Consider the following 7,600-nt stretch of genomic DNA (forward strand, 5'->3'; position numbering starts at 1 on the left):
CGTCACGGAAAGCCGGCGACTGTTCGCGCGTCGGCTCGCATCGCATTCTTCATTCTTGCGCGCTCCCCCGAGGAGAAGCGCGAGCAGATTACCGCTCGATCGTGCCGCTCCGGCGAATCTTCTTTTGCAGAAGCAGAACGCCATAGACGAGCGCTTCGGCCGAAGGCGGACAGCCGGGGACATAGATGTCGACCGGAATGATTCGATCGCAGCCGCGCACCACCGAATAGGAATAGTGGTAATAGCCGCCGCCATTGGCGCAGGAGCCCATGGAGATGACGTAGCGCGGCTCCGGCATCTGGTCGTAGACCTTGCGCAGCGCCGGGGCCATCTTATTGGTCAGCGTGCCGGCGATGATGATGACGTCCGACTGGCGCGGGCTGGCGCGCGGCGCAAAGCCGAAACGCTCGAGATCATAACGCGGCATGGCCGCCTGGATCATCTCGACCGCGCAGCAGGCGAGGCCGAAGGTCATCCACATCAGCGAGCCGGTGCGCGCCCAATTGATGAGATCGTCGGTCGCGGTGACGAGAAAGCCCTTGTCGGCGAGCTCGTCATTGAGGCCGAGATAGAAGGGATCGTCGGCGCCCACCGGCTTGCCGGTGCGCGGATCGACGAGCCCTTTGGCGGAGGGCGCGACGAGAGTCGGGCTCTGGCGAGTGATCAATCCCATTCGAGCGCTCCCTTGCGCCATTCATAGACGAAGCCGACGGTCAGCACGCCGAGGAAGAACATCATCGACCAGAAGCCGAAGCTGCCCGCCTCCTTGAAGGCGACCGCCCAGGGAAAGAGAAAAGCGACCTCGAGGTCGAAGACGATGAAGAGCAGAGCGACGAGATAGAAGCGCACGTCGAATTTCATGCGCGCGTCGCCGAAAGGATTGAAGCCGCACTCATAGGCGGAGAGCTTCTCCGGGTCCGGCGCCTTGAAGGCGACCAAGAAGGGGAGAACCAGCAGCGCGCCGGCGATGATCGCCGCGAGGGCGATGAAGATCACGAGCGGCAAATATTGTTCGAGCAGGCTCGGCATGGCGATGTCCGACTTTTGCGGCGGGGGCGGCGATGTGACGCGGGGCGGGAGCCCCGGGCGCCGTCTGACCGCGCGTTCCGTAACCCAGCGTATAGGTCAAAGCAAGAGCCGAGCGCGTCTTTACCGAAGGGATTGGACGCGCGGACCTTACGCCCGCCCGCCCCCGCCGGAAAAAATGCGTCGGCGCCCATCGATCAGGCGTCGCCAGGCAAGAATTCGATGATCCGGGCGGCGGCCTTCATCTCCGCGAATCGGCGCTCGCGTCTGTCCATGGCCTCGGCGTCGGCGCCCCAGGCCTCGATCTGATGGTCCTCGTCGACATGGGCGGCGGCCCAGGCGGCCTCGATCTCCATCTCGCCCAGCGCCACGGCGAGCGCGATGAGGCAGGAGCCGGTCAGCGTCGTCATGGCGTGCAGCGCCGCGAGGCGGAAGGGCGCCTCCGCCCCCTGCCCCGCATAGGCGCGCACGGCCTCCGTCACCGCCGCCGTGGCCTCCGGGGCCTGGGAGACGAATATCACGCCCGAGGTCACGGCGAGCTCGGCGCCGAGCCGCTGCTTGGCGAAGGCGAGCAGCGGATCCCAAGCCGCCGCCTGCGCCGCGGCGAGGCCGGCCGGCCCGTCGGCGCGATAGCTCACGAGGTCGGAGCCCGCATATTTGGCGACGTCGGCGGCGACCTCCTCGAGCCGGTCGGCGACTCCGTCGATCGCCGAGTTTACAAGCCGCGTCAAAGGCATGGATGTCGGATTGAGCCTTTCCCCCTGCGTCCCCCATTCCTCGGCCAGCGCCGCGGTCAAGGGCGAGGACGGAGTCGTCAATATTCGCCGCGCCGGCGTCTTGACCGTCCGCCCGTCGAGCAGGACGGCGTAGCCGCCATCGGCCTCGCCGACGCTGGCCGATTGGTAGAATCGCTTCGGCAGCTCCGGCCTCGCGCCCCTTTGCACCGCATTGCGCAGCGGATTTCGCTCCTCATCGGGCACGAAAAGGCCGTCGGCGAGATTTTCGCTTTCATGGGACATTGGGGCTCTCCTCTGGCGTGTCTCGCGCGCTCACGCGTCCGGCGCGGACAATATGGGATCGTCCTGCCCCACATCGAAGCCGAAAAACGCCCAGCTATTCTTCATATGCGCCGGCAACGGCGCGGTGACGTCGAGCGTCCCGCCCTTGGGGTGGGGCAGAATCAGCCGCCGCGCCAGAAGATGCAGCTTGGGCTCGAGCTCTGCGGGCATGGCGCGCATCGGATCGCGGCGGCGCACCTCGTCCTCCGGCCTATGGCCATATTTGGGGTCGCCGAAGATCGGGCAGCCGATCGCCTCCGCATGGGCGCGGAGCTGATGGGTACGGCCGGTCAAGGGCTTCATCGACAGCCAGGCGCAGCGCGGCGCCGCTTTGTCGACGATGGCGTAATAAGTCAGCGAATGCTGCGCGCCCTCGTCCCCATGGCGGGCGACGCGCATCTTCTCCCTTGCGTCGGCGGGATCGGCCGCGCGCCGCTCGCCGCTGCGGCGCGAGCGCTCGTCCGCCATATCGGCGCCCTTGGCGAGATAGAGCGAGACGCGGCCCTGCGCCGGCTTCGGCACGCCCTCGACCAGCGCCCAATAGATCTTATGCGCCTGCCGCGAGCGAAAGATTTCCCCGAGATCGGCGGCGGTGCGCCTGTTCTTGGCGATCAGCAGCACGCCGGAGGTGTCGCGATCGAGCCGATGCACCAGCACCGGCCGCTTGTCGCCCACCGCCAGCGATTCGAGCATTCCGTCTATATGCCGCTTCATGCCCGAGCCGCCCTGCACGGCGAGGCCATAGGGCTTGTTCAGCACGAGGAGATGCGCGTCCTCGAACAAGGTCATTCCGGCGAGCTCGCGGGCGTCCTCCGGCCGCGCTCGCATCACCGCCGGCGCCGCGACTGTCTCCAGCTTGAGCGGCGGCACGCGAATCTTCTGATTCTGCTCGAGCCGCGTGGAAGTGTCGACCCGCTTGCCGTCCACCCGCACCTCGCCCTTGCGGCAGATTTTCGCGAGATGCGACAGAGCCAGCGCCGGAAAGCGCCTTTTGAACCAGCGGTCGAGCCGCAGCCCCGCCTCGTCCTCGTCGACGATCAGCGTCTGCACGGGCGTCGATTGCGGCGCCTGCGCCGCCTCCCCGGTCATGTCAAAGCCCTCACCAGATAAAGTCCGAGGAACAGCCCCGCAATCGACAGGCCCACCGAGCCGCCCACATAGAGCCCGGCCGCGAGCGTGTCGCCGCGCTCGATGAGAGTAGCCGCATCCAGCGAGAAGGCGGAGAAGGTCGTATAGCCGCCGAGCACGCCTGTGGTCACGAAGAGCCGCATCGACTGCGGCCAACCCGGCCCCGCCTTGAAGGCGAAATAGCCTGCGGCGAGGCCCATGATGAAGGACCCGCTGACATTTATGAGGAAAACGCCCCAGGGCAGTTGCGCGCCGAGCCAGCGCTGGCACGAGGAATTGACGACATGCCTCAGAGTCCCGCCCAAGCCGGACCCGAGAAAGATGAGAAGAAGCGCGCGCATATGCGCCTTCTAGCGCAAGCGGGCGGCGGCGTCACGGGAACCGAACGCGGTCAATTGCGCGGCTTCGATTCAAGCCCGATTTACGTATTGCCGCTAACATGCGTAATCTAGCCCCGACGGCTGCGTCGCCGTCGTGCAGAAACTATTGAGACTAAATAATATTCTACGGTCGTTATGCGGCCGCAACTCGTCAGCGCCCCAGTCCATGCGCGACTGGCGAGCGCCGCGCATGTGGAGCGACGGCCGTGAGACGACCAGATTTGCGCCCCAAGATCGGGGTGGAGCAGCGCGCCGCCGAGACGATCGCGGAGCCGCGCTTCGACGGCCGCTTCAGCCTGCCGCCGGACCAGCGGCGCTACGCCTGCCGCACCATCGACATGTCGGCGGAGATCGTCGCTCTGCGCAGCGACTTTCGGCCCGCGGTCGGCGACCGCATCGCGCTCGATCTCGACCGATGGGGCCGTTTCGACGGCGTGGTGATTCGTCTCTTCGAGGGCGGCTTCACCGTCGACCTCCAGATCACGGATCAGCCGCGCGCCCATGTGGCGATGCAATTCGCATGGCTGACGCGACACGCCGCGCCGGACGCCCCGCAATGCCGCGATCACGAGCGTCTGCGGCCCAAGCGGCGCTTCACCACTTTCACCGTGGCGCAAGTGACCCTGCCCTGCGAGATCCTGGATCTCTCGCGCAGCGGCGCCTCGCTACGCACCGAGGTGCAGGTTCCCCCGGGCGAGAAGATCACGATCGGGAAGCGGACCCAGGCCGAGGTCATTCGCCAGACCGAGGATGGGTTCGCGGTCCGCTTCCGCCGTCTGTTGCCGCTCGAGATATTCGACGAAGACATAGAGCTCTGAAATCACAGCCAAAAACGGTTGAAACCCGCAAAGGCCGCACGAAAAGCCGCCCCGCCCGATTGCAGGCCCCGCGCGCATGCGATAGTGAAGACGCAGAAGCCTCGTTTGCGCCCGTAGCTCAGCTGGATAGAGCGCTGCCCTCCGAAGGCAGAGGTCAGGGGTTCGAATCCCTTCGGGCGCGCCATTCCTGAACAGTAGTGGGCACCATGCCGCCGTCGAACGGCGAGCCGCCGGCGACGCGGGAATGCAGCCGTTCATTGCGGCCGCGGATCAGGGCGACTTCCTTCCCGACGCGGATCTCGTCGATGAGAAGGCGAAGATAGGTCTTCCGGAACGGAATCTCTCCCGCCGTGATGGCGTCGCGCATCACGGCGCCAAAAGCCACGACCTTGTCCGGCGTGATGTCAACGCCGTTGACGCGCCGGGCCACAATGCGCTCTTTCGCCACGGCCGCGACGTCCCTGTCTGTCGTGGCCTTGGCGATACGAGACGCGAACTGCGCGTCCGAAGCGTCCACGATTCCCTTTTCGATCGCCTCGTGAAGACGGTCGAGTCGCAGCTTGGCCTCCGCGAGTTCGGCTTCGACGCGAAGCAGCTCCCCCCGATCTCGGCTGTCGACTTCCTGCATCCGATCGCCGACTTCCCGCAAAAGATTTTCGAGGCGACTCGGATCCAGGACGCGCTCGCACAACGCCGAAGTGACCGCCTCGTCGAGCCGCTCCATGCGGACGGAAAGCCCGGAGCACGCCGATTTGCCGCGCGCCTGGGCGTTCGCACAGGAATAATACCGATAGCGTCCCGACTTGCCCGTGCGGATCGTCATGGCGGCCCCGCACTCCACGCAACGCGCGACACCAGTGAGAAGAATGGGCCCGCTCACCGTCTGCGGCGGATTGACCCTCGGATTCTTCGAGCGGAGGATTTCCTGAACGGCGGTCCATCGATCGACAGAGACGATCGGGGGGACGGCGATCTCCACGATCTCGTCCTCGCTGCGCTTGGCGCGGGTTCGCGAGTCGGACCGATTATATTGATGCACGCCCTTGTAGGTCGAGCGAGTGAGGAGTTGGTGGAGGGGCCCGATATGCCAAAAATTGCCGTTTCGGGTTCGGAAGCCGTTGTCGTTCAGATAAGAGACGATCTTCTTGACGCCGAGCGGGCCCGATTTGCCGACGCCCTTCGAGGCGAGATCGAATATGAGACGAACCACCGGCGCCTCGACTTCGTCCACCTCCAGCTTCTTCTTCTGCTTCTTTCCGCGGACCTCGGCAACGATGGTCTTGTAGCCATAGGGTGGGGCCGCGCCGTTCCAAAATCCTTCCTTCGCATTGGCGACCATGGTGCGACGGACGTGCTTCGCATTTTCCTTCGAGCCGTATTCGTCGAAAATGGCGAATACCTGCCTGACCATATCTCCGGCATCATCGTTTCCGGTCGGCTGCGTTATAGAACGATATTGGATTCCGTTCGCCCGCAGGTCCCGGACGGTGAGCTCGAGAACGGCCGCGTCACGGAAAAATCGTGAGAAAGAATGTACCACGACGGCGTCGAATGGGCGTGGAATCGAATTTGCGTCCGCGAGGAGCCGCTGGAGTTCGGCCCTCTCATCGGTCCGCCCGCTGACGCCTCGCTCTATATATTCCTCGACGATCACCTCTCCCCGCGCATCGCAGTCTGCCCGGACGGCGCGCTGCTGATCTTCGAGAGAAAGCCCCTCCTTGGCTTGGCGCTGCGTCGACACTCGGTAATATGCGGCTACTCTCACCGTCATTTCCGACTCACCTCGTCTCTCGGCGACATGTTCTTTACGTCGTCCACCGGATCCTCGACTTGCATATTCGATATATGGAGGCTCCCGCGGAAGATTGCCCGAATTTCCCCAGCGAGGGCGATCATAATATAGTCGACCTCCTCCGTCGAAATCTCGAGGCGCGTTTCGGAGGTCCATCTCGCGTTAAGCGGACGTTGTCCCCGATCGGCGATTTTTCGGAGCGAGCGCACGACGATATTTCCCGGATTTGACTGCTCCGGCTATGATCGTCGTCACGAGATCGAGCGCTCCCCCACTTAATTCGAAAAGGAGCAGAGACTCTCACGTATAAAGCATAACTATCCGATTCAAGGTGAAAGATGACTATCATAGACAGAAATATATCTATTCCGACCTCGCCGCTCGAAGCATGTGATCTTTATAGCGACCCACATACTATTATTGTATTTGCTATCGACAATAGCCATTCTCTTAATGACATACATTTTGCGGATCTTATTGCGAAAATACAAAACTCCCTGCGCTCCCGCGCTGCATACCTCGAGGCGATCTGGACGCCGCACTTTTTTCGTCGTTGGGGCCTAACCCCTCATCGCCCCAACGAAACTCCTGGCTTGCTCGGCGGCGCGTCCGACGCGATTGATATATTCGATGGTGAATTGAAGGTCGGGATCACCCTACCCATCGGGCTATTTCCTGCGGCTCCGAATCCAAGGGGTCGCCCAGGCGTTGCGGAAGTCGAACAGCAAATCGCCGATGCGATCGACGCAGAAGTCTATTTCCTGCTGAAATTTCTGAAAGCATTCTATTCGGACAAGGATTTGGGAGCCGCTTCGGCTGAGCAAAATGCAAGAGACATCCTCATCCCGCACATAAAGCCGATCAACTCGCTGTTTTACGTCAATCAATCCAAGAACAACGACAAGCCACTCGACGAGGAGGAGCGACTATTAGCAAATTTGGAAAAAATCGTTTGCGATATGCAGGAGCGCGGCTCCAAGGCCGCGGCTGCTTTATGGGGACCGGATCGGCGCGATTCGGAGGCGAAGCGACTCTCCCGCCTCGGTGACACTGCGCGGGGTCCACGACGAGCTGCTCCAGAGGACACGGCGGATTATCGAGCGCGGCTAGCGCAGCTCGATTTGCTCGTAAAATACCGCACCGCAGCGCGCGCGGTGGCGGACGCTCAAAGGTCGATGCGGCGCGAGATCGGGACCGCCGAGCCTTCGGAGTTCGAGCTGGCATTCTTTGATATCGGAACGCCACAAGCGGACGGCGACCGGATGGCGCGTCCCGATCGAAGGGCGACGCCGTCGCCTGCCGACATCGTGCGACTCGCCAGAGAGCCGGCCTCGGAAATTCGGACAGTGGCTTGAGTGGATTTTCTGCCTGACTGCGGCGAGGATTCTCGCTGCGAAT

8 protein-coding genes and 1 tRNA gene are annotated in these 7,600 nt (G+C 63.4%); 3 read left to right on the forward strand and 6 right to left on the reverse strand.

Going from position 1 to position 7,600, the window contains the following annotated elements; genetic code table 11:
* Nucleotides 1–88: 88 nt before the first annotated feature.
* The 5 genes from ACT53T_RS09415 to crcB all read right to left on the reverse strand — a co-directional run bounded on the left by ACT53T_RS09415 (nt 89) and on the right by crcB (nt 3,553).
* Complete coding sequence (locus ACT53T_RS09415; protein ID WP_018265967.1) at nt 89–673, reverse strand: NuoB/complex I 20 kDa subunit family protein; 585 nt, start codon at nt 671–673, stop codon at nt 89–91.
* A complete protein-coding gene (locus tag ACT53T_RS09420; RefSeq protein ID WP_018265968.1) occupies nt 664–1,029 on the reverse strand; it encodes an NADH-quinone oxidoreductase subunit A in 366 nt (121 codons plus the stop codon). The genes ACT53T_RS09415 and ACT53T_RS09420 overlap by 10 nt, the downstream gene beginning before the upstream one ends.
* Nucleotides 1,030–1,223: 194 nt before the next feature.
* Complete coding sequence (locus tag ACT53T_RS09425; RefSeq protein WP_476161007.1) at nt 1,224–2,045, reverse strand: ATP12 family chaperone protein; 822 nt, start codon at nt 2,043–2,045, stop codon at nt 1,224–1,226.
* 30 nt (nt 2,046–2,075) lie between these two features.
* Nucleotides 2,076–3,173, reverse strand: a complete 1,098-nt coding sequence (locus ACT53T_RS09430; RefSeq protein WP_476161008.1) for a pseudouridine synthase — start codon at nt 3,171–3,173, stop codon at nt 2,076–2,078.
* A complete protein-coding gene (gene crcB / locus ACT53T_RS09435; RefSeq protein ID WP_476161009.1) occupies nt 3,170–3,553 on the reverse strand; it encodes a fluoride efflux transporter CrcB in 384 nt (127 codons plus the stop codon). The genes ACT53T_RS09430 and crcB overlap by 4 nt, the downstream gene beginning before the upstream one ends.
* 245 nt (nt 3,554–3,798) lie before the next feature.
* On the opposite strand from crcB, the gene ACT53T_RS09440 reads away from it, so the two are divergent.
* Nucleotides 3,799–4,410: a PilZ domain-containing protein gene (locus ACT53T_RS09440; protein WP_400768564.1), complete on the forward strand. Its 612-nt coding sequence runs from the start codon at nt 3,799–3,801 to the stop codon at nt 4,408–4,410.
* A 107-nt stretch (nt 4,411–4,517) separates the two neighbouring features.
* Nucleotides 4,518–4,594 (forward strand) — tRNA-Arg (locus ACT53T_RS09445).
* Here the strand turns inward: ACT53T_RS09445 and ACT53T_RS09450 are convergent.
* On the reverse strand, nt 4,565–6,181 hold the full coding sequence (locus ACT53T_RS09450) for a recombinase family protein (RefSeq protein ID WP_476161010.1): 1,617 nt from the start codon (nt 6,179–6,181) through the stop codon (nt 4,565–4,567). The two genes, ACT53T_RS09445 and ACT53T_RS09450, sit on opposite strands and share 30 nt — an antisense overlap.
* Before the next feature lie 359 nt (nt 6,182–6,540).
* On the opposite strand from ACT53T_RS09450, the gene ACT53T_RS09455 reads away from it, so the two are divergent.
* Nucleotides 6,541–7,557: a hypothetical protein gene (locus ACT53T_RS09455; protein WP_476161011.1), complete on the forward strand. Its 1,017-nt coding sequence runs from the start codon at nt 6,541–6,543 to the stop codon at nt 7,555–7,557.
* Nucleotides 7,558–7,600 lie beyond the last annotated feature (43 nt).

The organism is Methylosinus sp. DMC45 (assembly GCF_056313885.1).

Excerpts from the sequence above, each read along its gene's own strand:
- ACT53T_RS09420 (WP_018265968.1), bottom strand. The coding sequence starts at position 1,029 with ATGCCGAGCCTGCTCGAACAATATTTGCCGCTCGTGATCTTCATCGCC.
- ACT53T_RS09455 (WP_476161011.1), top strand. The coding sequence starts at position 6,541 with ATGACTATCATAGACAGAAATATATCTATTCCGACCTCGCCGCTCGAA.
- crcB (WP_476161009.1), bottom strand. The coding sequence starts at position 3,553 with ATGCGCGCGCTTCTTCTCATCTTTCTCGGGTCCGGCTTGGGCGGGACT.
- ACT53T_RS09425 (WP_476161007.1), bottom strand. The coding sequence starts at position 2,045 with ATGTCCCATGAAAGCGAAAATCTCGCCGACGGCCTTTTCGTGCCCGAT.
- ACT53T_RS09450 (WP_476161010.1), bottom strand. The coding sequence starts at position 6,181 with ATGACGGTGAGAGTAGCCGCATATTACCGAGTGTCGACGCAGCGCCAA.
- ACT53T_RS09430 (WP_476161008.1), bottom strand. The coding sequence starts at position 3,173 with ATGACCGGGGAGGCGGCGCAGGCGCCGCAATCGACGCCCGTGCAGACG.
- ACT53T_RS09415 (WP_018265967.1), bottom strand. The coding sequence starts at position 673 with ATGGGATTGATCACTCGCCAGAGCCCGACTCTCGTCGCGCCCTCCGCC.